The 26,440-nt window shown below is 37.3% G+C and carries 25 protein-coding genes; 20 read left to right on the forward strand and 5 right to left on the reverse strand.

The genetic code is table 11. The features are described 5' to 3' along the window. Positions 1–51: 51 nt before the first annotated feature. The 9 genes from MRZ19_RS07265 (at position 52) to MRZ19_RS07305 (ending at position 8,085) form a co-directional block, all read left to right on the forward strand. Entirely contained in the window at positions 52–216 is a 165-nt protein-coding gene (locus MRZ19_RS07265; protein WP_291031636.1) for a hypothetical protein, read from the forward strand. After that, positions 186–1,610, forward strand: a complete 1,425-nt coding sequence (locus MRZ19_RS07270; RefSeq protein WP_291031865.1) for a class I SAM-dependent methyltransferase — start codon at positions 186–188, stop codon at positions 1,608–1,610. The genes MRZ19_RS07265 and MRZ19_RS07270 overlap by 31 nt, the downstream gene beginning before the upstream one ends. Before the next feature lie 90 nt (positions 1,611–1,700). Further along, positions 1,701–2,765: a dihydroorotate dehydrogenase (quinone) gene (gene pyrD, locus MRZ19_RS07275; protein WP_291031637.1), complete on the forward strand. Its 1,065-nt coding sequence runs from the start codon at positions 1,701–1,703 to the stop codon at positions 2,763–2,765. Positions 2,766–2,824: 59 nt separating this feature from the next. Beyond that, on the forward strand, positions 2,825–4,096 hold the full coding sequence (locus MRZ19_RS07280; RefSeq protein ID WP_291031638.1) for a pitrilysin family protein: 1,272 nt from the start codon (positions 2,825–2,827) through the stop codon (positions 4,094–4,096). An 8-nt stretch (positions 4,097–4,104) separates the two neighbouring features. Then, positions 4,105–5,001 carry a 4-hydroxy-tetrahydrodipicolinate synthase gene (dapA, locus tag MRZ19_RS07285; protein WP_291031639.1) on the forward strand — a complete coding sequence of 299 codons (897 nt, stop codon included), beginning with the start codon at positions 4,105–4,107 and terminating at the stop codon, positions 4,999–5,001. Beyond that, entirely contained in the window at positions 5,001–5,783 is a 783-nt protein-coding gene (locus tag MRZ19_RS07290) for an enoyl-ACP reductase (protein WP_291031640.1), read from the forward strand. Before dapA ends, MRZ19_RS07290 begins: the two co-directional genes overlap by 1 nt. Positions 5,784–5,791: 8 nt before the next feature. After that, complete coding sequence (gene pgsA / locus MRZ19_RS07295; protein WP_291031641.1) at positions 5,792–6,337, forward strand: CDP-diacylglycerol--glycerol-3-phosphate 3-phosphatidyltransferase; 546 nt, start codon at positions 5,792–5,794, stop codon at positions 6,335–6,337. After that, complete coding sequence (gene rseP / locus MRZ19_RS07300; RefSeq protein ID WP_291031642.1) at positions 6,337–7,407, forward strand: RIP metalloprotease RseP; 1,071 nt, start codon at positions 6,337–6,339, stop codon at positions 7,405–7,407. Before pgsA ends, rseP begins: the two co-directional genes overlap by 1 nt. A gap of 9 nt (positions 7,408–7,416) precedes the next feature. Further along, the gene (locus tag MRZ19_RS07305; protein WP_291031643.1) at positions 7,417–8,085 is read left to right on the forward strand and encodes a YggS family pyridoxal phosphate-dependent enzyme; all 669 of its coding nucleotides are present in this window, start codon (positions 7,417–7,419) and stop codon (positions 8,083–8,085) included. 36 nt (positions 8,086–8,121) lie between these two features. Here the strand turns inward: MRZ19_RS07305 and trpA are convergent, their stop codons facing one another. Both trpA and trpB read right to left on the reverse strand, forming a co-directional pair. Further along, a complete protein-coding gene (trpA, locus tag MRZ19_RS07310; protein WP_291031644.1) occupies positions 8,122–8,898 on the reverse strand; it encodes a tryptophan synthase subunit alpha in 777 nt (258 codons plus the stop codon). A 2-nt stretch (positions 8,899–8,900) separates the two neighbouring features. Further along, entirely contained in the window at positions 8,901–10,145 is a 1,245-nt protein-coding gene (trpB, locus tag MRZ19_RS07315) for a tryptophan synthase subunit beta (RefSeq protein ID WP_291031645.1), read from the reverse strand. A 117-nt stretch (positions 10,146–10,262) separates the two neighbouring features. Here trpB and MRZ19_RS07320 point away from each other — a divergent pair, with 117 nt between their 5' ends. From MRZ19_RS07320 to MRZ19_RS07330, 3 genes are read left to right on the forward strand one after another with little or no spacing between them, the layout of a single operon-like run. Continuing rightward, the gene (locus MRZ19_RS07320; protein WP_291031646.1) at positions 10,263–11,795 is read left to right on the forward strand and encodes a chorismate-binding protein; all 1,533 of its coding nucleotides are present in this window, start codon (positions 10,263–10,265) and stop codon (positions 11,793–11,795) included. After that, positions 11,779–13,398 (forward strand): bifunctional anthranilate synthase component II/anthranilate phosphoribosyltransferase, encoded by a 1,620-nt coding sequence (locus MRZ19_RS07325; RefSeq protein ID WP_291031647.1) that lies wholly within the window; start codon positions 11,779–11,781, stop codon positions 13,396–13,398. The genes MRZ19_RS07320 and MRZ19_RS07325 overlap by 17 nt, the downstream gene beginning before the upstream one ends. Beyond that, positions 13,398–14,903: a bifunctional indole-3-glycerol phosphate synthase/phosphoribosylanthranilate isomerase gene (locus MRZ19_RS07330; protein WP_291031648.1), complete on the forward strand. Its 1,506-nt coding sequence runs from the start codon at positions 13,398–13,400 to the stop codon at positions 14,901–14,903. The genes MRZ19_RS07325 and MRZ19_RS07330 overlap by 1 nt, the downstream gene beginning before the upstream one ends. Here MRZ19_RS07330 and MRZ19_RS07335 read toward each other — a convergent pair. Further along, positions 14,900–15,568 carry a thiol:disulfide interchange protein DsbA/DsbL gene (locus MRZ19_RS07335; RefSeq protein ID WP_291031649.1) on the reverse strand — a complete coding sequence of 223 codons (669 nt, stop codon included), beginning with the start codon at positions 15,566–15,568 and terminating at the stop codon, positions 14,900–14,902. The two genes, MRZ19_RS07330 and MRZ19_RS07335, sit on opposite strands and share 4 nt — an antisense overlap. 106 nt (positions 15,569–15,674) lie before the next feature. On the opposite strand from MRZ19_RS07335, the gene MRZ19_RS07340 reads away from it, so the two are divergent. From MRZ19_RS07340 to MRZ19_RS07365, 6 genes are all read left to right on the forward strand, one after another. Then, entirely contained in the window at positions 15,675–16,211 is a 537-nt protein-coding gene (locus MRZ19_RS07340) for a YceI family protein (RefSeq protein WP_291031650.1), read from the forward strand. A gap of 164 nt (positions 16,212–16,375) precedes the next feature. Beyond that, entirely contained in the window at positions 16,376–17,491 is a 1,116-nt protein-coding gene (locus MRZ19_RS07345) for an ABC transporter substrate-binding protein (protein ID WP_291031651.1), read from the forward strand. Positions 17,492–17,507: 16 nt separating this feature from the next. Further along, a complete protein-coding gene (locus tag MRZ19_RS07350) occupies positions 17,508–18,407 on the forward strand; it encodes a branched-chain amino acid ABC transporter permease (protein ID WP_291031652.1) in 900 nt (299 codons plus the stop codon). Between the two features lie 6 nt (positions 18,408–18,413). Next, a complete protein-coding gene (locus MRZ19_RS07355) occupies positions 18,414–19,601 on the forward strand; it encodes a branched-chain amino acid ABC transporter permease (RefSeq protein ID WP_366936157.1) in 1,188 nt (395 codons plus the stop codon). Next, on the forward strand, positions 19,601–20,374 hold the full coding sequence (locus MRZ19_RS07360; RefSeq protein ID WP_291031653.1) for an ABC transporter ATP-binding protein: 774 nt from the start codon (positions 19,601–19,603) through the stop codon (positions 20,372–20,374). Before MRZ19_RS07355 ends, MRZ19_RS07360 begins: the two co-directional genes overlap by 1 nt. Next, positions 20,361–21,056, forward strand: coding sequence for an ABC transporter ATP-binding protein (locus MRZ19_RS07365; RefSeq protein WP_291031654.1), 696 nt, complete (start codon positions 20,361–20,363; stop codon positions 21,054–21,056). The genes MRZ19_RS07360 and MRZ19_RS07365 overlap by 14 nt, the downstream gene beginning before the upstream one ends. Before the next feature lie 265 nt (positions 21,057–21,321). On the opposite strand, the gene MRZ19_RS07370 is transcribed toward MRZ19_RS07365, so the two are convergent. Then, a complete protein-coding gene (locus MRZ19_RS07370) occupies positions 21,322–21,609 on the reverse strand; it encodes a hypothetical protein (protein ID WP_291031655.1) in 288 nt (95 codons plus the stop codon). Positions 21,610–21,992: 383 nt separating this feature from the next. Then, on the reverse strand, positions 21,993–24,191 hold the full coding sequence (locus MRZ19_RS07375; protein WP_291031656.1) for an NADP-dependent isocitrate dehydrogenase: 2,199 nt from the start codon (positions 24,189–24,191) through the stop codon (positions 21,993–21,995). Between the two features lie 198 nt (positions 24,192–24,389). Here MRZ19_RS07375 and MRZ19_RS07380 point away from each other — a divergent pair, with 198 nt between their 5' ends. Both MRZ19_RS07380 and MRZ19_RS07385 read left to right on the forward strand, forming a co-directional pair. Continuing rightward, positions 24,390–25,130 carry a thiol peroxidase gene (locus MRZ19_RS07380; RefSeq protein WP_291031657.1) on the forward strand — a complete coding sequence of 247 codons (741 nt, stop codon included), beginning with the start codon at positions 24,390–24,392 and terminating at the stop codon, positions 25,128–25,130. Next, positions 25,130–26,281: an ABC transporter permease gene (locus MRZ19_RS07385; protein WP_291031658.1), complete on the forward strand. Its 1,152-nt coding sequence runs from the start codon at positions 25,130–25,132 to the stop codon at positions 26,279–26,281. Before MRZ19_RS07380 ends, MRZ19_RS07385 begins: the two co-directional genes overlap by 1 nt. The last annotated feature ends 159 nt before the right edge of the window (positions 26,282–26,440 follow it).

The raw sequence follows: 26,440 nt of genomic DNA on the forward strand, positions 1-26,440 counted from the left end.
CTTGAATTTGTGCTACAATTGCGGCTTTGATTGAAGCGTTAAGGAGAATTTATGGCAGTTTGGAGTGAAGGCTATTTTACAGATGTGGAATACACAAATTTTTATTACAGAGAATTAAGCCCTTTGGTTTTAAATCTTCATTTAACAATGGCGGGATTTGCTATACCCTGCGGGGGGGGGGGGATATTTGCCCAAAGGATGGTTTTAGCTATTTAGAGCTTGCTTTTGGTTGTGGAGGGAGTATTAATATCCACGCTGCAACAACAAATGGAGAGTATGTCGGCACAGATTTTAATCCTAGTCAAGTTGCCATTGCAAAAAGTTATGTGCAATCTGCAAATATCATACTCTATGAGGATAGCTTTAAGCAGCTTTTGGAGTGTTTTGAAAAAGAGCAACCACAATTTGACTATATTGTTTTTCACGGAATCTTTTCTTGGATTAGCCAAGAAAATCGCAACATTATTTTAGAGATTATCAGAAGGTTTTTAAAAGTTGGTGGTGTGGTGTATAATAGCTATAATTGTATGCCCGGGTGGTCGCCAAAATCCCCTACAAGAGAGCTTTTAGGGCTGTATAAAGAGTTAAATCACTCCGCAGAAATAGACACACAAGGGCTTGTGAAAAATACTCTAGCCTTTTTTGAAAGCTTTTTAGAGACTAAGCCCTTTTATGCAGAGCATTCCCCACAAAACAAGCAAATGCTAGAACATTTGAAAAGCCGTGATTTTACTTATGTTTCACACGAGTATTTTAATCAAAACTGGGATTGTTTTTATTTCTATCAAGTAGCAAAGATGATGGAAGAGGCTAAATGTTCCTTTGCGACTGAAGGAAAGTTCCTTCATTATTTTGATGGTTATAATTTTAATGCGGATGCTATTGCATTTTTAAGCAAGATTCAAAACAGAATTTTTAAAGAACAACTAAAAGATTATTATCTCAATCAGCAATTTAGACGCGACATTTATATTAAAGGTGCAAGAAGAATTAGTCAAAGGGAGGCTAAAGAGAGATTATCTAAGACATATTTTACACTGCTTATGCCAATAACGCATTTTCAAGAAAAAATGCAATTTCCTTTAGGGGAAGCAAATTTGCAAAAAGATTTATACCAAGGAGTGTTAAAGTTTTTAGAAAAAGACAATTATAAGGCAAAGAGCTTAGAAGAGATTATGGAAGCTTGTAAGATAGATTTTTTGCTTGCAAGTCAAGTGATATTTATCCTAGCAGAACAAGCAATGGTGCTTCCTGTGCAACCTGTTTCAAAAGAATTACAAGAGAGGGCTAGGGCGTATAATCTAGGTGTGTTAAAGAAACAAGGATTTAGTGCGGAATCCTCTTTGTTTATTGCAGCTCCTAGAATTGCTTCAGGGATTCTTGTTTCAAATGTGGAGCAAATTGTGATGCGCGCTTATTTACAAGGCAGTAAGAAAGAAACGGAATTTGTGAATTATGTAATGCGTGCCTTTAAAGAGAATAATCAAGGTTTTATGAAAGATGGAAAGGTGCTAGAATCAGAAGCGGAAAACAAGGCGGCGATTAAAGAAGTGGTTAAAGAGTTTTTAGAAAAAGTGCCAATTTATAAAGTGCTTGGAATCTTAGAATAGTATTGTTTGAAATATTATCTTTTTAGGGTGGCTTTATTAAAAAATGCTACAATTTTGGAATTTTAATCTGAAAATGAATTTAGAGGTGAAATGCTACATTATCAGAATTTACGCCCTTTTCTCTTTAAACTTAATGCAGAAGTAGCGCATAGCATTGTAGAGTATGTTTGTAAGATTGCTCCAAAGATTCCCTGTGCATTGCCTTATGTTGCAAAGCAGTCTTTTGTCTGCGATGCAATTTTAGAACAAGAAATTGATGGAATGCACTTTTATAATCCTGTGGGACTTGCAGCGGGATTTGATAAAAATGCTACAATGATAGAATCCCTTTGTGCATTGGGGTTTTCGCATTTAGAGGTTGGAGCTGTAACGCCTTTGGCGCAAAGTGGGAATGAGAAGCCTAGACTCTGGCGGCATAGTAATGAAGAATCTCTCCAAAATGCAATGGGCTTTAATAATGATGGTGCAAATGCAGTGAGTATGCGTTTAGATGAGTGTTACCCCTTTGTTTTGCCGCTTGGTGTTAATATTGGCAAGAACAAATCTACAAGCCAAGAAGATGCAATAAAGGATTACACAGCACTAGCTAGGATTTTTAAGACAAACACAGATTATTTGAGTATTAATATCTCATCGCCCAATACGCCAAATTTGCGCAATTTGCAAAACGCAACTTTTATCAAAGAGTTATTCGGTGCATTGCGTGAGATTTATAAAAAGTCCATTTATTTAAAAATCTCCCCTGATTTAAGGGTTGATGACGCATTGAGTTTAGTGGAATGCGCTATTGATAATGGAGCAAAAGGGATTATTGCCACAAACACAACGCTAGATTATTCCCTTGTAACAAATTCTAAAGAAAAGGGTGGAATCTCAGGCAGAGTTTTAGCACCAAAAAGCCGTGAGATGTTAGAGCAAATCGCTAAATCTCTAAAGACAAAAAAGCGCAAAACAACGCTCATTAGTGTAGGTGGAATCGCAAATGCGCAAGAAGCGTATGAAAGAATTCGTTTAGGGGCAAATCTCGTGCAAGTCTTTAGCGCGATGGTTTTTGAAGGACCAAGTCTAGTTAAAAACATTAATATGGGCTTAAAAGAGTTTTTAGAACGCGATGGGTTTAATCATATTAGCGAAGCAGTGGGTGTGGATTTATGAAAATGTTGCGTATAATTTTTGCATTTTTTTGCGTGGAAATATTTTTTGTAGGAGTTTTAATGGCAGAGAATGGAGCAGTAAAATCTGTGCTTCCTAAGCATTACAGAAGCGTGTTAAAGAATGGTTTAGAAGTGGTGATTATTCCTTTAAAAAACCAAAGTGGAGTGATTACAACAGATGTGTTTTATAAGGTAGGCAGTCGCAATGAAGTGATGGGAAAAAGCGGAATTGCGCATATGTTAGAGCATTTAAATTTTAAATCCACAAAAAATTTAGAGGCTGGTGAGTTTGATAAGGTGGTTAAGGGTTATGGTGGGGCTACAAATGCTTACACAGGTTTTGATTACACGCATTATTACATTAAATCTAGTGCGCAAAATTTAGACAAATCCCTAGAGCTTTTTGCGGAGCTTATGCAAAATTTAAGTCTTAAGGATTCTGAGTTTCAACCTGAACGCAATGTTGTAGCAGAGGAGCGTTTGTGGAGAACAGATAATAATCCTATGGGATATTTGTATTTTAGACTTTTTAATACCGCTTTTGTGTATCACCCTTACCATTGGACGCCTATTGGTTTTATGGACGACATTAGAAATTGGAGCATTGAGGATATAAAGGCGTTTCATAGCATTTATTATCAGCCAAAAAATGCTGCAATTGTGATTGCTGGCGATGTGGATGAAAAAGAAGCATTAAAGGCGGTTAAAAAGCATTTTGAAGGGATTAAAAATACAAAAGAGATTCCACAATCTGTGTATATGCAAGAGCCAAAGCAAGATGGGCAAAGGCGTGTGCAAGTCCATCGCCAAAGTGAGATTGAAGTGCTAGCACTTGGCTATAAGATTCCACCTTTTAATCACAAAGATCAAATTGCTCTAAGTGCTCTAAGTGAGATTTTAAGCGGGGGTGAAAGTAGTCAGCTTGTGCGTGAAATTGTGGATAAAAAGCGACTAGCAGCTGAGGTGTATGCGTATAATATGGATTTAGTGGATGAGGGATTATTTATTTTTATGGCGATTGCAAATTCTGGAATAAAGTTAGAAAACATAGAAAAGGCGGTTTTGCAAGAGATTGAGAAAATCAAGCAAGGTAAGATTAAAGAAGCCGATTTGCAAAAGGTTAAGACAAATATGCGTGCAAATTTTTTATACGACTTAGAATCTAGCACTGGTGTGGCAAATCTTTTTGGTAGCTATCTTGCGCGTGGGGATTTGGAGAGTTTATTGCATTTTGAAGAAGCCTTTGAAAACCTTTCTTTAAAAGATGTGATTGCAGTGGCACAAAAATATTTTACATCAGAGAATGCGACAATTCTAACCCTAACGAAATAAGGAAATGTATGCAAGTAAAAAATCCAATTGAAGGTGCAATGACAGCATTAGTAACGCCTTTTAAAAATGGGGTTCTTGATTTAGAAACTTATGCAAGTTTAATAAAGCGACAGATTTGCAATGGAATTGATGCCCTTATTCCTGTTGGCACAACAGGAGAGAGTGCAACACTAAGCCATAAAGAGCATAAAGAGTGCATTGAAGTGGCAGTGAGTGTGTGTAGGGATTCTAATATTAAAGTTCTAGCAGGGGCGGGGAGTAATTCCACGCAAGAAGCCATTGAGTTAGCAAAATTTGCGCAAAGTTGTGGAGCAGATGCGATTTTATGCGTTACGCCTTATTATAATAAACCCACACAAGAGGGATTGTTTCAGCACTACAAAGCCGTTGCAAATGCAGTGGAAATCCCTTTAATGCTTTATAATGTCCCAAGTCGCACAGGGGTGAGTTTAGAGAGTGCTACGATTTTGCGCTTATTTGAGGAAGTGTCAAATGTTTATGGTATCAAAGAAGCAAGTGGGAGCATTGAAAAAGTGATTGATTTAAACGCACAAGCGGAGGATTTGTGTATTGTTAGTGGTGAAGATGTGATTAATTATCCTATTCTTAGTTGCGGAGGAAGGGGTGTGATTTCTGTAACTTCAAATCTTTTACCCAATAAAATTGCAGAGCTTACACACGCTCTTTTAAAAGAGCAAAACTACACTTTAGCAAAGCAAATTAATAATGGGCTGTATGCAATCAATAAGGCACTTTTTATAGAGAGCAATCCCATTCCCATTAAAGCAGCAATGTATTTAAGCGGACTTTTAAAAACTTTAGAATACCGCTTGCCATTAGTAGAGCCAAATCTAAAGAATATGCAGTTTTTAGAAGAAATTTTAAAACAATACGAGGTGGTTTAATGATGGAAAATTTTAAAGCAAAGACATTAGTGATTAGTGGCGCGACGCGTGGAATTGGCAGGGCGATTTTATACCGCTTTGCGCAAAAGGGTGTGAATATCGCATTTACCTATAATAAAAATGCAGAGGAAGCCCAAAATATCATCAAAGATGTGGAATCCAAATATGGAATTAAGGCTAAGGCGTATGCACTCAATGTTCTTGAGCCTGAAACTTATAAGGATTTATTTTTGCAAATTGATGCAGATTTTGAGCGCGTGGATTTTTTTATTAGTAATGCAATTATTTATGGTAAAAGCGTTGTAGGGGGCTTTGCGCCATTTATGCGCCTTAAGCCTAAAGGCTTAAATAATATCTATACAGCAACGGTGCTTGCCTTTGTCGTAGGAGCACAAGAAGCAGCAAAAAGAATGCAAAAAGTAGGCGGTGGAAGCATTATTTCTTTAAGTTCAACAGGGAATTTAGTGTATATGCCAAATTATGCAGGACACGGAAATTCTAAAAATGCAGTGGAAACGATGGTAAAATATGCAGCAATGGAGCTAGGAGAGTTTAATATCCGTGTGAATGCTGTAAGTGGCGGTCCTATTGATACAGATGCGCTAAAAGCCTTCCCAGATTATGCTGAGATTAAAGCAGCAGTGGAATCCCAAAGCCCGCTTAATCGTATGGGGCAGCCAAGCGATATTGCAGGGGCTTGTTTATTTTTGTGTGATGGTGATGCTAGTGCGTGGCTAACAGGGCAGACAATTGTCATTGATGGGGGAACAAGCTTTAAATAGGCAATGGTATGTTAAAGTTAGAATCCTTACCAAATTTTTTAACAATTCTGCGTATTGCTTTCTCTTTTTTGCTTTTGGTAATTATTCTTTATGGGAATTGGATTTTGCCACCTCCCATTCATCCAAGTTGGATTAACTATTTTGCGTGTTTGGTGTTTTGTGTTGCAAGCATTACGGATTTTTTTGACGGATTTATTGCGCGCACCTTTAAGGCAGAAAGTGTTTTTGGTGAGATTTTTGATCCCTTAGCAGATAAACTTTTAATGCTAGCAGCTTTGCTTGGATTGCTAGTTTTAGGCAGGGCTGATGTGTGGGCGGTGTTTTTGATTTTAAGCAGAGAGTTTTTTATTACCGGTTTGCGCGTTGTTGCAGCAAGCAAGGGAATCAAAGTTGCTGCGTCAAATTTAGGCAAATACAAAACAGGATTGCAAATTACAGCCATTGCATTTTTGCTAATGGATTATTCCTTTGGCAATGCTACGCTTTGGCTTGCAGTGCTTTTAACGCTGTATTCAGGCTATGGTTATGTAAAAATGTATGTAAAGGCTAGGTAATGGGATTAATTGGTGCAGTTTTAGTGCTTTCTTTTTTGATATTTTTTCACGAGCTAGGGCATTTTTTAGCCGCAAAGTTTTTTGGCGTGAAAGTAGAAGCCTTTAGCATTGGTTTTGGGAAGCAACGCTTGTGGAAAAAGAAAATTGGCGATACAGAATATTCCTTGCGTCCAATTCCTTTAGGTGGCTTTGTGCAGCTTAAGGGACAGAGTGATATTGACCCAAGATTGCGCAATAGCGACTCTGATAGCTTATATGGAATCGCACATTGGAAGCGTTTGGTGATTTTAGCAGCAGGTTCGTCTTTTAATCTGCTTTTAGCCTTTTTGCTTTTTGTTGCGATTGGATTAATGGGTAAAAATGAGCTAGCCCCAATTGTTGGGAAGGTGGAATCTAATATGCCAGCAAGTTTAGCAGGGCTAAAAAGTGGTGATGAGATTGTGGCAATTAATGGAGAAAAAATTCGCACTTGGGGGGCTTTAAATAGCGCAATAGCAGAATCTAAAGGTGCGCTTGAAATTGTCTTTTTGCGTGCAAATAAAGAATATGAAACAACAATCACGCCACAATTTGGCACTTCTAAAAATCTCTTTGGAGAGAGTATTGAGCGCCCTTTACTTGGGATTGGTGCAAGTGGTGAAGTGCGTGTGGTGTCTTATGGTATTTTGGATTCTATCTTTTATGGCTTGAGAGAAACAAAAGAGTCTAGCAAGCTTATTTTGCAAAGCATTGAAAAAATGTTAGTGGGTGTTGTGCCTTTAAGTGAAGTGGGGGGCGTGGTTTCCATTGTTAGCATCACAAAGAAGGCAACAGAGCTTGGAATCGTAACGCTCTTTGCTTTTAGTGCGCTCATTTCTGTGAATCTTGGAATCTTAAATTTGCTCCCAATTCCTGCATTAGATGGCGGACACATTCTTTTTACGCTTTATGAGATGATTAGTAAAAAAATCCCTACCCAAGAAACACTTTATCGCTTGAGTATGGCAGGGTGGATAGTGCTTTTAGGACTGATGGGGCTTGGCTTGTATAATGATGTTTTAAGAATCATTAATGGCACAATGCCCTTTTAAAGGAACGCAATGCAAGAGCGGTTAAATCAAAATTTATTAGAAGCAATTGAGAGAATTGAAAAGGCAAGGATTGCTGTGGATAGAAGGCGTATTGTGCAATTAGTTGCTGTGAGTAAATACTCCACACAAGAAGAGATTGCCGCTTTGTATGCTTGCGGACAAAGGGCGTTTGGAGAAAATAAAGTGCAGGATTTGCAGCAAAAAGCAAGCGCATTAGAAGCATTGCCGCTAGAGTGGCATTTTATCGGCTCTTTGCAGAGTAATAAAATCAACGCCCTTTTGCAACTTAAGCCTTATTTGTTGCAAAGTTTGCATTCTTTAGAGTTAGCGCAAGCCTTGCAATCACGCTTAGAGCGAGAAAACCAACATTTAAATGCGCTTTTGCAAATCAATAGTGCAAAGGAGATTAGCAAAAGTGGATTTATGCCTGAAGTTGCTTTAGAGATGTATGCAAGGATTCAAGAAGAGTGTAGGAATATTAAGCTGTGTGGGCTTATGAGTATTGGAGCGCATACGGACGATAAAGCAGTGGTGCAAAAAAGTTTTGAGAGAATACAGAATCTTTTTTCACAAATCAAAGGTGCAGAAGTGCTTAGTATGGGAATGAGTGGGGACTTTGAAGTCGCTATTGCGTGTGGGAGCAATTGTGTGCGTCTTGGAAGCACGCTATTTAAATGATGTGGTTGAAACTCTGTAATTGATTACAAGGAAACTTTAAATCCCTAAAAGATGTCGCGTGAAAGAATATAAGGAATCCTTAAGGGCTGTGGAATCTTCTGTGCTTTGGCAAAGCTCTGCGATGTGGCGCACAAAGGCAGTGCCAACAACAGCGATTGGCACAATGCCGCGTAAATTTTGGATTTGCTCTTTGTTTTGGATTCCAAATCCTAATGCAATTAATTGATTGCAATTCTCTTTCACTAGGGCAATATAATCTAATAAGTTTTGGTTAATTGTGGTTGTATCGCCTGTGATTCCATTGCGTGCAATGGCATAAATAATCTCTCCGCTAGCTTTGCTTAAGGTGCGCATACGCTTTGGAGTTGTAAAGGGTGCAATTAGAGCAATATTTTCAAGCCCTACTCTTTTGCTATATCTAAAAAGATTCTCATCATTTTGTAGGGATAAATCAGGAATAATTAGCCCATAAATACCTATTTCTTTAGCTTTTTGTAAAAACTTCTTAATCCCATAGCAAAATAAAATATTCCCATAAGTCATAATAAGAAGTTTTGTGTGGCAATTGTGTGTTTTTAGCTTTCCTTGTAGTTCTTTGATGAAATGGAATCCTAAATCTGTGTTAAAGCCATTTTGTAGTGCTATTTTGCAGGCATTGGTAATTACGATTCCATCAGCATTAGGATCAGAGAAGGGAAATTGTATCTCCAAATACTTCGCTCCTCCTAATGCAATTCCAACTGCTGCATCTAGGCTTTGCTTAAAGTTTGGAAAGCCTGCTACAATATGTCCCATTAATGCAATGTTTTCCATAGTTATCCTTGCGCTTCTTGGTTTAAAAATGCACTCCAACGCTCCTTTTGCAGGGCTTTTGCGGTGATGAAAATGTCCTTATCGCCACGCCCAGAAACATTCACAATGATGTTTTTATTTTTAACTTCCTTTGTGATTTTTAAAGCTCCAGCTAGTGCGTGGCTAGATTCTAGTGCTGCGATAATTCCTTCGTTTTTAGCAAAAAACTGCAAAGCTTCAAGGGCTTCTTTATCGTTTGCGCTTAAAAATTTAATGCGTCCAATCTCTTTTAAATGCGCAAGTTGCGGACCAATGCCAGCATAATCAAGCCCAGCAGATAGAGAATAGGTTTCTAATAAATTACCATAGGTATCGCTTAGAAAATAACTTTTATAGCCTTGTGCGATTCCAATGCGTGCGTTCTTATTATCCATTCTAATGGCATTATGCTGACTATCTAGCCCTCCAGCTTCCACTCCAATTAGCTCTACTTTGCTTTTTAGATAATGGTTAAAAAACCCTATGGCATTGCTTCCTCCCCCCACACAAGCAATCATAATATCAGGATAACCTTTAAAAAAATGCTGTGTCTGCTTCTTTAACTCTTTGCTAATAATGCTTTGTAATGTGCGCACAATATCAGGATAAGGATAAGGACCAAGTGCGCTTCCTAGCACATAAAAAGTATTTTTAGGATCTTTGCTCCATTCTCTTAAGGCTTCATTGACTGCATCTTTTAGTGTTTGTGTGCCGCTTTCTACGCTTACAACTTTTGCGCCAAGCAATTCCATATTAAAGACATTTGGAAATTGGCGTTTGATATCACGCGCTCCCATAAAAATTGTGCATTCAATATTAAGTTTAGCACACGCTGCTGCTGTGGCAAGCCCGTGTTGCCCAGCACCGGTTTCTGCAATGATGCGTGTTTTACCCATTTTTTTGGCAAGTAGCACTTGCCCAATAGCGTTATTTATCTTGTGAGCACCGGTATTTGCAAGCCCTTCAAATTTCAAATAAATAGAATTTTGTAAAATTGCGCTTGCGTTTTTAGCGTAAATTAGCGGAGTTGGGCGTCCGATAAATGTGTGATAAAGTTCTTTTAACTCTGCTTTGAAGGATTTTGTGTTGAAAAGATTTGTATAGGAGTATTCTAATGCTTTTAAAGCGGGGTATAAAATTTCAGGAACATATTGCCCCCCAAATGCGTGTGTGCTGTCTATATCCCTGCCAAAGAAACCTTTTTTAGATTTGAGAAATATTTTGTCCATTATGAGTCTTTATCCTAGAAATAATGCGGATTGTAGCAAAAAATTAATAAGATTCATTTTTAAATTTAAACTCTGTATAATTTTAAGTAAAATCTCTACTTTAATAAAGATAAATCTATGTTTGAATTTCTAATACAATCTAAAAATCAGGGCGCAAAGGCTCAAATGCAAATGCAAAAAATTTCTGCTTCTAAGTTAACACCCTTAATGGTGTGTGAAGCTCTAAAAGCTCCCGTGTTGTTAGAATCTGCATTTTTAACAACAGGCAAGGGTAGATTTTCTCTCTTAATCACACAGGAGGCTTTTAGAATTATCAAAGAGGATTCTAAATATTTTCTACAAAAAGATTCCAATAAATATTTACTCAATCATTTAGATAAAATCCATCATTATATTCTACCTAAAAATCCAAAATTTCTTGATTTTTTAGAATCTTTTGCAAGTCTTGCACCAGAGATTAGTGCTGAAGTTTTTAGAGAGGATTTAAGCTTTTTGCCTTTACCATTGGGAGGAGTTGGCTATTTGGGTTATGAGTTTTTTAGTGAGATTGAGGAAGTCCAATTTTGTAATGCACCTTTGTATCAAGCTAGTGAAAATGCTTTTATTTTTGGGAGAGAGTTTGTGATTTTTGATCACTTTTATGAAATGCTTTATGCGATTAATGTTGTGTATGAAAATGAGACGCAAAACCTTGATTTAGAAAAATGTAGCAAAGCGTTATTAGAAAAACTAGCAGATATTAAAGTGCCAAAAAAAGAGAGCAGAATTTATAAGGCAGCCATTACTTCAGAGGATAAGGAATCCTATTACACAAAGATGGTAAGCACACTAAAAGAGGAGATTTATAAGGGGAATTTGCTCCAGTGTGTGCCAAGCCAGAGCCTTAAAATTGCTAGCGATTTATCTCCTTTGCAAGCCTATGTTAATCTAAGAACACATAATCCTAGTCCTTATATGTATTACTTTGATTTTGGGGAATATCAGATTATTGGAAGTTCTCCAGAAGCACTCATTAAGGTGCAAAGTGATGGCAAGAAAGATGTTGCATTGCTCACAACGCGTCCCATTGCTGGAACACGCCCAAGAGGAAAAAATGCGCTTGAGGATTCTAAACTTGAAGCAGAGCTAAAAGAAAATGCCAAAGAAAATGCCGAGCATTTAATGTTGCTTGATTTGGGGCGCAATGACATTGGTAAAGTTGCGTTGCCAAATAGCGTGTGCGTTACACAAGAGAAAATTATAGAAAAATATGCGCGTGTTATGCACTTAGTTTCTGAAGTGCAAGGTGCAATGGATTTGAAATTACACAAAAAGACAGATGCTTTGCTTGCAACATTTCCAGCAGGCACAATCAGTGGCGCACCAAAGATACAAGCAATAAAAACCATAGAATCTTTAGAAACCCATAGGCGTGGAATCTATGCAGGAGCGATTGGATATTTTTGTAAAAACGGAGATATGGATTTTGCAATCACAATCCGCACAGCTGTTTATCAAAAGGGAGTGTATTATTTGCAAGCAGGTGCGGGTGTGGTGTATGATTCTATCCCAAAAGAGGAATACAAGGAAACTCAAAATAAAATGCTTTCTTTGCTAGAAGCAATTATGGGAAACATTAACAAGGAAGAATGCAATGATACTTTTAATTGATAATTACGATTCCTTTACTTTTAATATTTACCAAGCTTTTAGTGCGCTTGGTTATCCTATAAAAGTCTTACGCAATGATAAAACAAGCCTTGAAGAAATTCAAGCGTTAAATCCTAGCTATATCATCTTAGGTCCTGGTCCTAAAGCACCAAAAGATTCTAAACTCAACATTGCAATTGTGCAAAATTTCAAAGGGATTTATCCGATTTTAGGGATTTGTTTGGGGCATCAAGCAATTTTGGCTGCTTTTGGAGTGGAGATTGTCAATGCTAAAAATATCATTCACGGAAAAGTTGAACCTTTAATCCACAATGAAAAAGGAGTCTTTCGCCATATTTCACAGAAAACACCTATTGTGCGTTACCATTCTCTTGTGGGTAAAAAAGATGCGATTCCAGAGTGTTTTATGGTTAGTGCAGTCAGTGAAGATGGGGAAGTGATGGCAGTAGAGCATAAGCAATACCATTTAGTGGGATTGCAATTTCATCCAGAATCCATTGGCACAAAAGAGGGCATAAAAATGCTCCAAAACTTTTTGCACTATGCAAGAGAATTAATCCCTGTAAAAGAATATTTAAAAAAGACTTTAAAGCAAGAATCGCTAAATTTTCAAGAAAGTTATAATTTAATGGACGAGCTAACAGAAGGAAATCTAAGCGATGCGCAAATTGGAAGTGTCTTAACAAGTTTAGAAATTAAAGGTGTGAATGCGTATGAGCTAGCTGGGTTTGCTTCTGTGTTAAAGCAAAAGGCGGTGCGTTTTACTCCTAAAAGAAAGTTTGCAAAAAATTTTGATATGGTTGGGACTGGGGGTAGCAATGCAAAAACCTTTAATGTTTCAACCACTTGCGCACTTTTATTAGCTTCTATGGCAAGAGCAGAGAATTTTGGAATCATTAAACACGGGAATGGTGCAATTACTTCTAAAAGCGGTGCAGCAGATTTGTTAAATGCGCTTGGGATTCCTGCAGATATGAAGTTGCAAAATGCGCTAAAAGCCTATGAAGAATTGCATATAACTTTTCTTTTCGCGCAAAGATTCCACGCTGCAATGCGTTTTGCAGCTCCAGCCCGCAAAACATTAGGTTTTAAGACAGCTTTCAATCTGATTGGTCCTTTAAGCAATCCTGCATCTATTTCCCATCAACTTATTGGTGTGTTTGATAAAGGCTACACAGAGATTATGGCACAGGCATTGCAAATTTTAGGCATTAAGCGTGCAATGGTTGTTAGCGGATTAGAAGGGTACGATGAGATTTCACTCTGTGCGCCTACACAAATTACAGAACTTAAAGAAGGGAGCATTAAAACTTATATTTTTAATCCTATTGAAGTGGGACTATCTTTCGTGCCTTATGCAATGCTAAAAGGGGGCGATGTGCGTGAAAATCTAGCAATCACGCAAGATATTTTTAATGCCCTTGAGTCGCCAAAGCTTAATTTGGTTGCGTTGAATATGGGAGCAGCATTGTATGTGTGTGATTTAGCAGATTCTATTAAAGAAGGCTTTTTTAGGGCAAAAGAGATCATTAAAAGTGGTGCAGTTTTTGGAGTATTAGAATCTTTTCAAAAGATTAGCAATGCGCATTTAGAGGAATTTTAATGGTTTTAGAAACCACGCAAGTGCCTACCATTTTACAAGAAATTTTAAATAAGAAAAAAACACATAAAATCCGCTCTTGCAAGCGACTTGTTCCCTTAAATGCACCTAATTTGGAGCAGATTTTTGTGATTGCAGAAATTAAAAGGGCAAGTCCTAGTGCAGGAGAGATTGGAAAAATTTTAAATCCCAATGCGTTAGCAGAATTGTATTTGCAAGGGGGAGCGGGGGCTATTTCTGTGTTGTGTGAGAGGGATTATTTCTGTGGAGATTTGGAGGATTTAAAGGCAGTAAAATCTGCGCATAGCAGTGCTTGTGTGCTAAGAAAAGATTTTATAACAGAAGTGGCACAGATTAAAGAAGCCTATGATTTTGGCGCAGATATGGTGCTATTAATTGCCGCAGTATTTTTAGATGAGAGCAATGGCGGTTTTGCTCGTCTTTTGGAGCTGTATAATGCGTGTAAAATGTGGAATCTAACACCTTTAATTGAAGTGCATAATGCCTTTGAAGTGGAGTTTATTGCGCCTTTAAACGCTTCTTTGATAGGTATAAACTCACGCAATTTGCACACCTTTAGCATTGATAAAATCAAAGCCTATAATCTTTTGGAATTAATTAAGCATAATAATCCTAATAGCAAGGTGATTTTTGAATCCGCATTAAATTGTAGTTTTGATGGCTTTGTGGTGGGGAATTTGGGTTTTGATGGAATCTTATGTGGGAGTTATTTGGTTAGGAGTCAAAAACCAAAAGAAGCATTAATTGCTTTGAAAAAAGCCGTGCAAAAAGGCAAAGTAAGTGGCGGATTGTTTTATAAAAATGCTTTTAAGCTTTTGGATTCTGCATTGGGGCTAATTAAAATTTGTGGAATCACAAACGCAAAAGACGCACAAATGTGCGCTAAAGCTTTATGCGCATTAAAGCAAAAAGGGATAGAGCAAGTTGGTGCGCTTGGATTTATTTTAGAGCCAAAGTCTCCGCGTTTTGTGGAGGATTTAGAGGGAATCTTAAATGCGTTAAAAGAGTATCCTAATGTGCTAAAAATTGCCGTGCTAAAAGATGATGTGGCACAAATGCAAAGAGCATTGGAGCTGTATCAAATGGGCAGTATTGATGCGTTGCAATTGCACGGGGTAAAATCGCAATCTTTTGGTGGTGTGGATTTAAGAGAGGCAGATTTTGCTTATTATGCAGTGGTGAATGTGGAATCCAAAAAGGATTTAGAGGATGTTAATTTAGAGAATTTGCCAAGTCCTTTTGTGCTGCTAGATTCTAAAAGTGCATTAGGTGGGGGTAGTGGGGAGAGAATTGATAGCAAAGTGCTAGAGTCTTTAAAGCTGCAATATTTATGTGTTGCTGGTGGGGTTGGGATAGAAAATCTTAATGCTTTAAAACAAATGGGGGCTAAGATGCTAGATATTAATTCTAGCATTGAAGAGTGTGCAGGCAAAAAGGATTCCAATAAATTGCAAGCATTGATGAGTCAGTTGAAGAATTATCTTTAATCACGCTCTAGCAAGTAATCTACCTTGTAAATGAAATCTTCTTCACTCTTTAAGCCTTGCGCTAGGATGAGATATTTACCATTGATAATAAAACTTGGCACGCCTTGTATGTTTGCATACCGCGCAGAATCTTTCCATTCCTTTAGAAGCATTTGTGTGTAAGGTTCTTTAAGTGTGGAATCAAAAACCTCTTTAGAAATATTAAGAACGCTTAATCCGTGTGCGATAAAGGATTCTGCGTTATTAAAGCGTTTTCTTTGTTGGAAGTTTGCATCAAAATAGGAATCCAAAACGCGTTTAAAATGGGAGTTAGAGCTTTTTGGTGATAGATTTTGTGCTTTATCTAAACTTAGACTAACAGCTAAAACTTCTGAAGCTTGCGTGCTAAAAGGCGCACTAGTGATAATGTGATAGGGCATAAAAACAACTTCATTAGGAAGCAAGGAAAAGAGATTGGGTAGAATTTTATTAATGCTTGCACAATACGGACAGCCAACATTAAAAAGTTCAACAATGGTATTTTTTGGCACATTGAGCGGTTTATTTAGAGTAATAAAATCACGCCCTTCTTTTAAGTCATCAGCCAAATTATTAGCATACAGAAACGCCGCGCTTAATGTAAGGGAGAAAAGAAAAGTAAATGCGTATTTTAAGAGTGTTTGCATAGAAATCCTTCTGTGAAAATTTGGCGCATTATAGCAAAAGTAAAGCAATGCTTTATTAAGATTTTTTATGTATAATCTAGTTCTAAAATTTTTGTAAGGATTTAAGATGAAAAAGTTTTTCTTGACTTCTAGCTTGCTTGCTGCGCTATCGCTTCCTGTGTTAGCAGCTCCCTATCAGCTTGATACGACAAACTCAAAAGTGGGATTTACCATTAAGAAAAAGGGTGGTTTAGTTACGGTAAATGGTGAGTTTAAGACATTTGCTGGGGAGATAGATTATGATGGCGCAAAACTCAATGTTTTTAGCGGTGAAATTGATGTGGCTTCTGTGGATACAAAGGAACAAAAGCGCGATAATGAGCTAAGATCATCGGATGTTTTTGATGCACAAAAGTTTCCTAAAATGACTTTTAAGATGGCAAAATACGAAGCCGGTAAAATTCACGGGGATTTGACAATTAAAGATGTTACAAAGCAAGTAACTTTAAATGCTGAAGAAAAATTAAATGGTAATGTGTTAGAAATCTCTGCAAATGGGATGATTAAACGCTCTGATTTTGACTTAGAATGGGGTGTTTTTCAGAATGTTCTTGTGAGTGATGATGTTGTGATTAATCTAAACTTAAAAGCAAACGCAAAATAATACTTCTAAAAGTTGGAATCCAAAAATGCGATTCCAACTTTTTCCTTTGATAATTTTTACGAATCTTTCATAAATTTTAATTTTTATTTCTATTTAAAGTTATTTTAAAGTCTTAATTTTCTATAATCGTAGGATTTTTACATTTTTTGTTAGGAGTTTTAAGAATGAAAAAAGCAATGTTGGCAATGTCTTTGGCGTGTGGAATGCTAGCAAGCACTTTGAGTGCGGAAACAATTAAGATTGGAGTTGTATTGCCTATTAGCGGTGCAGTGGGCGGTTTTGGGGAGTTAGGCAAGCGTGGGATTGATTTGGCTTACAAAGCGCAAAATACAACAAAAAATGGTGATTCTATTGAATTAATTTTAATTGACAATAAAAGCGATAAGATTGAATCGGCAAATGCTATGCAAAAGCTTGTTTCAAGCGATAAAGTGAGTGTTGTAATTGGTCCTATGACTTCAACAAATGCGCTTGCAATGACAAAAATCGCTGATGATTCTAAGACGCCTTTGATTGCGCCTGTGGCGACAAATGATAGGGTTACAAAGGGTAAAGACTTTGTTTCGCGCGTAAGCTTTGCAGATAGCTTCCAAGGGGTTATTGCGGCAAATCTAGCTTATAAAGATTTGGGGCTTAAAAAGGCTGCGATTTTGTTTGATAATAGTAGCGATTATTCCATTGGTCTTGCGCGCTCTTTTAGGGATCAGTTTAAAAAGCTAGGCGGTGAGATTGTGATTGAAACAAATGCGCAAGCTGGCACAAAAGATTTTAAAGCACAAATTTCAAGCATTAAAGCAAAAAATCCTGATGTCTTATATCTGCCAATTTATTATAACGAAGGTGCATTAATTGCTTTGCAAGCAAAGCAGCTTGGGCTAAGCGTCCCAACAATTGGTGGTGATGGGCTTGCTTCTAATCAAATTTTCTTTGATGTTGCAAAAGATGCGGGCAATGGTTATATGGTAACAGATTATTATTCTACAAGCGCAAAGCAAACGCCAAAGGGTGAGCAGTTTATGCAAGAGTATGAAGCGACTTATAAAGAGCCTGTGAGTTCATTTAGTGTGATGTTAGCGGATGCGTATGGAATCGCTTTGCAAGCAATTGAAGCGTGTGGGGCAAAAGATAAAGCCTGTATCAATGATAAAATCCGTAATGTCAAGGATTATGATGGAATTAGCGGCAAATTTTCTTTAGAAAAGGGCGAGTCTGTGCGAAGTGCTGTGATTAATGAAGTGCAAGATGGTAAATTGATTTATAAAACAACGGTGAATCCTTGAAGTTATTGGCTTAAATTTGGAGAGTTTAACCTTTTTTCAGCAGTGCATTAATGGCTTAAGTTTAGGCAGTATGTATGCGCTTATTGCCATTGGTTACACAATGGTGTATGGTTGCTTGCGTTTGATTAATTTTGCGCACGCTAATATTATGATGGTGGGTGCGTTTTTAGTCTTTTTTGCGGTGAGTGTGTTTGGGATTCCTTTTTATGCTTCGGCAATTCTTGCGATTGTGTTATGTGGAGTTTTGGGAGTTTTGATTGATAAAATTGCTTACGCTCCCTTAAGAAGCGCACCTAGAATCTCAATGCTAATTACTGCAATTGGCGTGAGCTTCTTTTTGGAAAATGTGTTCAATGTTTTCTTTGGCTCAACCCCTAGATTTTTTGATGCGCCTGAGTTTTTTATCCAGCCTATCGCAATTTTTGGTGTCAGTTTGACGGCAATCACTCTTATCGTGCCTGTGGTAACATTATTGCTTTTAGTAATCCTTTTGCGTTTTTTATACCACACAAAGCAAGGGATGGCGATTCGTGCAAGCGCATTTGACATTAACACCGTGCGTTTAATGGGAATAAATGTCAATAATATCATAGCCCTTGTGTTTGCTATTGGAAGTATGCTTGCTGGAATTGGTGGAATCTTTTATGCAATTTCTTATCCAACCATTGATCCTTTAATGGGTGTGTTAATAGGGCTTAAAGCCTTTGCGGCAGCTGTGCTTGGAGGGATTGGAAGTGTTGGTGGTGCGGTGCTTGGAGGATTTATCTTAGGCTTTACGGAAGTTATGGCTGTTGCGTTGTTCCCGGAGCTTGGTGGCTATAAAGATGCCTTTGCGTTTTTATTTTTGATTTTGGTGTTGTTGTTTCGTCCTATTGGAATTATGGGCGATTGGCGTTTAGAGAAAAGTCGTTTTTAGGGGTTTATGATGGTTAAAACTTTATATGCAAAAGCTCCTACAATTACGACTTTTGGATTCCATATTTTCCTATATTTTTGCGCAATTTGTGTGATTTTTGCCGCGCAAATTCTGCTTGGGGATTACGCACTTAGGATTTTTAATAATATTTTAATTTTTGTAATTTTAGCGGTGAGTTATAATCTCATTAATGGCGTTACAGGGCAGCTCTCTTTAGAGCCAAATGGATTTGTCGCCATTGGTGCGTATATCACGGCGTTGATGCTTTTAGATGAAGATTTAAAGTGGAGTATGTTTCAGCTTGAAGACCCCCATCCTTTCGTGCTAAGTCTGTATAGTGAGCTACTTCCTGCGCTGTTTTGTAGTGGTGTTGTAGCGGCGGTGATTGCGGTTTTGCTCTCTTTTCCTGTGTTTCGTGTGCGTGGGGATTATTTAGCCATTGTAACGCTTGGGTTTGGGTTTATCATTAAGATTTTAGCAATCAATAATCCACAATGGACAAATGGGGCAATTGGCTTAAATGAGATTCCAAACAATCAAGACTCTGTTGTGTGCTATATTGAGCAAACTTTGCTTGCACTAAGTAGTGAGGATTCCGCATTGAGTGGGTTTTTTAATCTCCTTCATACGCACGCATTTATGGGTGGTTCAAATATCACGGCGTTTTTTTGGAGTGGGATTTTTGCTACGGCTTCTGTGATTTTAATCTTACAAATTGTGTATTCTAAATATGGACGCGCGATGAAGGCAGTGCGTGATGATGAAGACGCTGCCATTGCAATGGGAATTAATACCTTTAAAATCAAAACTTTTGCTTTTAGCACGAGTGCGTTTTTAGAAGGCGTGGGCGGTGGGCTTATGGCGGTATGGCTTACAACAATTGATCCAAGAATTTTTGGTTTTGAGCTTACTTTTCAGCTTTTAATCATTATTGTGCTTGGAGGCTTAGGAAGCACGACGGGAGCGATTTTAGGAGCGATTTTAGTCATTGGTGGGGGAGAGTGGCTAAGATTTTTAGATCAGCCTTTAATCTTTTTTGGTGCGGATTTTGGCTCATATCCGGGGCTTAGAATGGTGTTTTTCTCTGTGATTTTGCTTGTTATAATGCTATTTGCAAGAGAAGGAATTATGGGGAAAAAGGAGCTTTGGGATTTAAATCCTACCAAGATAATAGGGTTTAAGAAGGTGCGGTGATGGCAATTTTAGAGCTTGAAAATGTTAGCATTGCCTTTGGTGGCTTAAAGGCGATTGATGATGTAAGCTTTAAGGTGGAATCCAAACAGATTTTTGGGCTGATTGGTCCAAATGGTGCGGGTAAAACTACAATGTTTAATATCATCACTGCAAATTATAAGCCAAATTCTGGCAAGGTAACCTTCCTTGGTAAAAATATTTCGCGCTATAAGCCAAATACGATTGTAAATTTAGGGATTGCTAGGACTTTTCAAAATATCCGCCTTTTTAGTTCAATGAGTGTGCTTGATAATGTGCTAATTGGCTTGCACAATGATGCAAGATATAGCTTTTTTGAAGCGGCATTTCGTGTTGGGCGATATTTCAAAGAGGAAAGGCGCATTAAAGAGCGTGCTAAGTGGCTTTTGGATTATATGGGATTGGGCGATAAAATGCACTTAAATGCCAGTGGATTAAGTTATGGGAATTGCCGTAAAGTAGAAATTGCAAGGGCGTTAGCAACAAATCCAAAGCTCTTATTGCTTGATGAACCAGCAGCGGGAATGAATCCAAAGGAAACGCAAGAATTAAGCGAGCTAATTTTTAAAATGCAAAAGGATTTTGATTTAAGTGTGCTATTGATTGAACACGATATGCCTTTTGTCAATGCCTTGTGTGAGCAGGTTTTGGTGCTTGATTATGGGAAAAAACTCTTTTGTGGAACGCCACAAGAAGCGATTAACAACGCAGAAGTGATTGCTGCGTATTTGGGGGATTTTTGTGCTACAAGTTGAAAATTTAGAAGTGCATTATGGCTTGATTGCTGGACTAAAAGGTGTTAGTTTTCATATTGAGGAACACGAGATTATCACGCTAATTGGGAGCAATGGGGCGGGTAAGACTTCAAGTTTAAAGGGAATCGTGCATAGTGTCAAAACTAAGGGTAGCGTGCGGTTTTTTGGGGCAGATATTTCAAAAGTGCCTACACATAAGATTATCCAGCGCGGAATCGCACTTGTGCCAGAAGGGAGGTGCGTTTTTTTGGGGCTTAGTGTGGATGAGAATCTAAGAATGGGGGCGTATAATAATGATGAGAATTTTTCCGTTATGCGTGAGAAAATGTATGCACTTTTCCCGCACTTAAAGGAGCGTTACAAGCAAATTGCTAGCACAATGAGTGGGGGGGAGCAGCAAATGCTTGCGATTGCTAGGGCGTTAATGAGTGAGCCAAAGCTTTTAATGCTTGATGAACCTAGTCTTGGGCTTGCGCCAAAGGTTGTGGGTGAACTCTTTGAAATTCTTTTAAATTTAAGAGAAAATGGAATCACAATTTTATTAGTGGAGCAAAATGCCTTTGCTGCGCTTAAGGTTGCAAATCGTGCGTATGTGCTAGAAAATGGAAAGATTGCAATGGAAGATTTGGCAAAAAATATGCTAGAAGATAAGGAGATTAAAAAGCGTTATTTGGGGGGCTAGATTTAGGTTTTTTACGATTTTGTTTGGCTTATAGATTTTGTAGTTTATATTTCTTTAGTATGTATTCTTTAGATTTTTTCTTTTTCAATTTTTTGAGATTCTTTAGAATATTTGCTTTTGTAAGCCCAAATTTCAATGTCTTTTTTCTTGCTTTTCTCTAAAATTTCTGTTGTAAGTTCTAAAATTGTATCGTCAAATTTTCCATTTTCTATGTCTTGATTCCATATAGAATTTGAAGAAAATCTTTTGCCTAAAGTGATTTTTGTTATTTCAATAGGCAGTTTGTTGCATCTTTTACAAATTGCTCTGTATTCGTGTTCATAGTAAAAATGGGATGTTTTGTTGTCATAATTGTTAGTAGATTGTCCTTTATTGCGTCAACTTCATAGGTTGGAAGTTTTCCATATTGAATTTTATAGATTTCCCCTTGATAGCTAGAATCAATTTTAAAATCAATTCTCACATCATAGTGAGAATTTGTATAATGTGTCCACATTAATCCACATTCTTGCTCGTTTGGAATATATGAGAAAGAGCAAATTAGCTTTGCCATTTTTATATCCTTAATTTTATTGATAATATGTTCGCTGTTGTCATCTGTGAAATAGGAATGCCTACATTCATCAATATCATTAAACTTTTCAAAACTAGAACATTGCAATTTGCTGTTTTTTAGAATCTGACAAAGTCTTTTTGGTATTTTTTAGAGAAAATTAATTTTTCCACTTCTTTTGACTTAGTCGCTTATTTGGTTTATATTCATTTTCTTGCATACATACTTCCTTAAATTGTTTTGTATAAATTTACATTAATTCTAAGTAAAATACACTTAAATAAAACTTTTTTATAATAAAATTACTATAAATTTACAAAAAATATCAAATAAATGCTTAGAAAAGAAATTGTTCAACAAGGCGAGTTTTTGCCCAAAAGGGCTTAATGGATTTTTGCAAGGATTGCATTAAAGGTTGCACTTGGGCGCATAATTGCCTCACAAGCCTTATCATCAAGCTTGTAATAGCCACCTAGATTAACTTTAATGCCCTGTGCGTTGATAAATTCTTGATGGATTTTATCAGCATTTGCGCTAAGTTCTTCAAAGATTCCTTTAAAGAAGTTTTGAAGTGCGGGATCTTTAGGGTTGCTTGCTAGGGCTTTTGCGAAGTAGAGTGCTAGGTAGAAGTGGCTTGTGCGGTTATCATCTTCTTTTGCTTTGCGTGAAGGAGCTTTGTTGTTATTTAGCCACTCACCGATTGCTACATCAAGGGAGTCTGCAAGGATTTGCGCTTCTTTTTTGCCTGTTTTTTGTGCGTAAAATTCTAGGCTTGCTTGTAAGGCTAAAAATTCACCTAAACTATCCCAGCGCAAGTGGTTTTCTTCTACAAGTTGCTCGACTTGCTTTGGCGCACTTCCCCCAGCCCCTGTTTCAAACATTGCTCCACCATTTAGCATAGGCACGACTGAGAGCATTTTTGCACTTGTGCCAAGCTCTAAAATGGGGAATAAATCTGTTAAATAATCCCTTAAAACATTGCCTGTAATAGAGATTGCATCCTTGCCATCACGGATTAGCTTTAAGGATTCCAAACACGCTTCTTTTGGAGCTAAAATTGCAAGGTCTTTGCCTTTTTCTTTGAGTCTTGTTTGCACTAAATCTGCTAAAATTTTATTGCTTGGGCGGTTTAAATCTAGCCAAAAAATCGCCTTACTTCCTGTTAAATCTGCGCGCTCAATCCCTAAATCAATCCAATTTTGCACCGCATCAAATTTTGCACTATTTGCGCGATAAATATCGCCCTTTTCTACGCTGTGTTCAAGGAGCGTGTTGCCCTCTGCGTCTGTGACTTTAAAGATTCCATCTTCTTTTGCGATGAAGGTTTTATCGTGTGAGCCGTATTCTTGCGCCTTTTTTGCCATCAAGCCCACATTTGAAACGCTTCCTAGCTTGCTTGGATCTAGCGTGCCATTTGCGCGTAAATCTTCTAGCACAGCTTCATAAATGGTGGCGTAAGTTTTATCAGGGATGAGTGCGTTTGTGTCGCATTCCTTGCCGTCTTTATCCCATAATTTTGCGCCATTTTTTAGCATTGCTGGCATTGAAGCATCTACAATCACATCGCTTGGGATATGTAAATTTGTGATTCCTTTATTAGAATTTACCATTGAAAGTTTTGCGCTTTTTGTTAAAATTTCATTGTATTTTTCTAAGATTTCAGCTTTTTTGGGACTATTTTCAATCTTTGTTAAAAGCTCACTTATGCCATTGTTGGGATTGACGCCAAGATGATGAAGTTCTTCTTCAAAGGTGTCAAACAACTCTTTAAAATACACACTTACCGCGTGTCCAAAGATGACAGGGTCGCTAACCTTCATCATTGTAGCTTTCAAGTGTAAAGAGAGTAGGATATTCTCATTTTTACACACTTTAATTTGCTCTTCATAAAGCGCACGCAAGGCTTTTACGCTCATAAAAGTTGCATCTAAAATCTCATTTTTATCTAACTTTAGATTTTCTTTTAGCATTTGCGTGCCACTTTTGCCAATAAAGCTAATGCTAGCTGTTGTAGCATCTTTAATCAAAACGGCTTTTTCATTGTCAAAAAAATCGCCTTTTTGAATGTAGGATACGCGCGTTTTGGATTCCTTATTAAAAGGTGTGATTTTATAGGGATTTTTTCTAGCATAGTCTTTAACTGCCTTCGTGCAACGCCTATCGGAGTTTCCCTGTCTTAGCACAGGATTTACTGCAGAGCCTAGCACTTTTTGGTATTTTTCTTTGATTGCTTTTTCGCTAGCATTTTTGGGCTCATCAGGGAAATTTGGAATCGCAAAACCTTTATCTTGCAATTCTTTAATCGTTGCCTTAAGTTGTGGGATAGAAGCGGAGATATTTGGCGTTTTAATGAGGTTTGCACTAGGGGTATTGACAAGCTCGCCTAGCTCTTTTAGAGAGTCTTTAACCTTTTTTGATTCTGGTAGATTCTCTGTAAATTGCGCTAAAACGCGTGCGGCAAGTGAGATGTCAGAGGTTTCAACAGGGATTCCAACTTTGCCTAAAAACGCTTGCACAATAGGCAAAAAAGAGTAGGTCGCAAGGGCTGGGGATTCATCAGTTAGGGTGTAGGTAATTTTCATTTTGGATTCCTTTAAAATAGGGTTTTAGCTAGAGTATAGCAAAGAATCTTGCAAAACTTGATTATTTTAGGGAAGATTTATGTTGTATTCCATAAAGGTAGTTACACAATTATGTAGAGTTGGTTGGAGATTTTTGATTTTCATTTGGGATTATTATACAATGCGTTTTAGATATTTTAAAGTTTTTAAGGAAGATAAATGAAAAAAATTGCATTTGGATTATTGTGTGTGCTAGGATTTGCTAGTTTTGCATTTGGAAATTTTGAGGCAAATTTCAAAAAAAGCATTAGAGATTTAACAAATATTGATGTAGAAATTCAGGTTAAAAAGGAGTTAAAAAGCTTTAATGGTGAGTATTTTGTCATTGGTCGCACAAAGGGGGGTGATATTTTTCCTGTGATTGTCAGCAAAGATGGCAAGCATTTTATCGGGCTTAGTAGTGTGATGAATTTTAGCAAGGAAGATTCTAAGATGATTACAGAAGAGATTAATAAAGCAGGTGCTGCTAAGATGCAAGCTGATAAACAGGCTTTAGGTAAACTTTTTGCCTCTTTTAAAGAGAGTGATTTTGTAATGCTGCAAGGGGAGGGTAAGGATTTACCAACAAAGATTGTTGTAAGCGATCCGGATTGTCCTTACTGCCGTAAGCATTTAGAGAATGTGGAATCTGAACTGAAAGAAGCAAATCTTAAATTTATTTTTGCACCTGTGCACGATGAAAATGCTTTTATTAAAGCGCAATTGATTTTAAATCAAAGCGTAAAAGCAAAGGATAATGCTAGAAAAATTGCGATTTTACGCAAATATTACACTGATATTAAATTGAGCGAAAAAGAGAAAAAAACAGACATTAAGCAAGTCAAATTTACAACAGAGAAAATTTTTGGAAGCGGATTGGTTAGTGGTGTTCCCTTTATTTTTGAAATTGACAATGAATAATGTTAGCAAGTGTAGAGTTTGAAAAGTATCCATCGCATTTAGCCATTACATTTTTCGGTGCGTGGGATAGGAGTATTCCAAAATCTGCACTCATTGCTTTAGAGAAATGTCAATTTGAATGCTTAAAGTTTCTTAAAAATACGCAAAACATCCCCGTTAAAATTTTTTTGGATTCTAGTTTTGATTTGGATTTTTGTGGGGGAGAAGTGCTATTAAATTGGTTAGAAGCCTTTGAAGAAAAATCTGGATTACATTTAGAAAATAATGGATTTTTAAGTCAGGATAAAATAGCAAAGATTTTTGGAATTTTACAGGATAAACCAAAGCAGAGTAAAATAGAATTTACTCAAGAAGTTTTGCAAGCCCATAAAGACACTTTTAAGATTCTAAAATTTTTTTGGAAGCGTATGCTCCTTGTGCTGAGTTTTTTAGGTGAAATGATTTATATGTTTTGGGATAGCATTTTAAGACCTAAAAATTTTCGCATTAGAGCGTTGTTTTTTCAAATCCAAGAAGCGGTGATTAAGGCAGTTCCTATTATCTCGCTTGCTTGTTTTTTAATCGGAATTGTGATTGCTTATCAAGGAAGCTTGCAGTTGCAACAATTTGGGGCGAACCTATTAATCGTTGAGATGAGTGCAACATTAACTTTGCGTGAGATGGCACCTATTATTGTTGCAATTATTGTTGCAGGACGCAGTGCTTCAGCATTTAGTGCAGAGATTGGAATGATGCGTGCTACCCAAGAGATTGATGCAATGCGTGTGATGGGGTTTAATCCTGTAACTTTTCTTATTTTTCCGCGTATTTTTGCGCTGTTATTTGCCTTGCCTTTAGCTGTGTTTGTGGCGGATATGTTTGGATTGATTGGGGGAATGCTCATTGCAAAACTTGAGCTTGGAATTAGTAGTGAGTATTTTATAGAACGCTTTTTGGAGAGGGTTGAAATGCGCCATTTTTGGATTGGAATGCTAAAAGCTCCATTTTTTGGGCTAATTATTGCATTAATTGGCTGTTATCACGGGTTTGTAACACAAAAAGACACAAGAAGCATTGGAATCCATACAACAAAAAGTGTGGTGCAATCTATCTTTTGTGTCATAGCTTTTGATGCGCTTTGTTCTGTGCTTTTTACGCAAATGGGCTTGTGAATATGGAATCTAAAAGTTGTTTTTGCCCTGCTTGTTCTATTGCGTTTTCCCTTGCTTTTTAAATTTGGCACGCAATAAGGAAAAAATCGCTTGCGATTTAAGGTTCTCCTTTTCTTGTGTACCGAGTTTAAAAAGCAAGGGAATTATAGATAAAATTTA

Source organism: Helicobacter sp. (assembly GCF_022770205.1).
GTDB lineage: Bacteria > Campylobacterota > Campylobacteria > Campylobacterales > Helicobacteraceae > Helicobacter_D.